The organism is Pseudomonas sp. CGJS7 (assembly GCF_036961695.1).
This window is the reverse complement of the sequence record NZ_JBAMDI010000295.1, coordinates 1-1,451: the sequence shown is the minus strand read 5'-3', so window position 1 is coordinate 1,451 and position 1,451 is coordinate 1. Positions and strand designations below refer to the sequence as shown.

At 66.6% G+C, this 1,451-nt stretch carries 1 pseudogene; it reads left to right on the top strand.

Features of this window, described 5'->3' with window-relative positions:
* A pseudogene (locus V7787_RS52760) lies at positions 1 to 1,451 on the top strand (hypothetical protein); the annotation flags it as partial.

Genomic DNA, 1,451 nt, shown 5'->3' with positions numbered 1-1,451 from the left:
CACCAACGACACCGGCAACGCCCAGTCCGATGCGTTCGCGACCGCCCAGCAAGCTACCGCGGTGGGCTACGCCGCGCGCGCTTCGAATCTGTTTGCCGTCGCCATGGGCAGCGAAGCGGTGTCCAGCGGCAATTCTTCGATCGCCATCGGCAACAAGGCCTCGGCCTCATCCCAGAATACCATTGCGATCGGCGACGATACGATCGCCACTGGCGATGCAGCGGTCGCGTTTGGTAACGACGCCGTGGCCGATAAAGACTTCGCCGCTGCGATGGGCGATCGGGCCAAGGCGACCGGGATCGGCGCGACCGCGCTGGGGTCGGAAACGCAAGCAAGCGGGGAATGGGCTACCGCGATCGGCGAAAGCGCGAATGCGGCGGCTAACTATTCGACCGCGGTGGGCATGCGGTCCGGTGTCACCGCGGCCTACGGCACCGCGCTCGGTACCCAAGCTCAGGTCAGTCACGCCGGCAGCGTCGCGCTCGGCGACCACTCTGTCGCCGACGGCGCCACGCTCGGCACCGCGGCCTACGTTCCGCCGGCGTCGACTTACGCCGTCGCCGGTACCGTGCCTAAAGGCGAAGTGTCGTTGGGCACTGCCGGCCAAGAACGCCGTGTGACCAACCTCGCCGCGGGCGCGACCGATACCGACGCGGTCAACGTCAGCCAGTTGAAGGCGGTGGACAGCAAGATCACCGCGCTCGGCCAGGATTCGCTGTTGTGGGATCCGGCCGCGAACGGCGGCGCAGGTGCGTACAGCGCCAATCACGGCGGCACCGGCCCGAACAAGATCGTCAACGTCGCACCGGCCGATCTGAGTGCGACCAGCACCGATGCGGTCAACGGCAGCCAACTGTTCGCCACCAATCAGGCGGTGCAGGCGGCCGGCGCGGGTTTCACCCTCACCGCGCAAGGCGCCAACGGTTCCAACGTCGATCCGAGCGAGTCGATCGACCTGAAGAACGGCGACGGCAACATCGTCGTCAGCAAGGCTGGCACCGACAACAACGTCAACTTCGATCTGGCCGACGACATCACCGTCAACAGCGTCGTTGCCGGCAACAGCCGTCTCGACAGCACCGGCCTGACCATCACGGGCGGCCCGAGCGTGACCTCGGCCGGCATCAACGCCGGCAACCAAGTCGTCAGCAACGTCGCCGCCGGCGTCGCGGCGACCGATGCGGTCAACAAGAGCCAGCTCGACGCGGTCGGCTCGACCGCGAACGCCGGTTTCAACATCACCGCGCAAGGCGCCAACAGCACCAACGTGGCCCCGGGCGAAACGGTGGACTTCAAGAGCGCCGACGGCAACATCGTCGTCAGCAAGACCGGGGCGGACGATAACGTCAACTTCGATCTGGCCGACGACATCACCGTCAACAGCGTCGTTGCGGCCAACAGCCGTCTCGACAATACCGGTCTGACCATCACCGGCGGCCCGAGCGTGACTG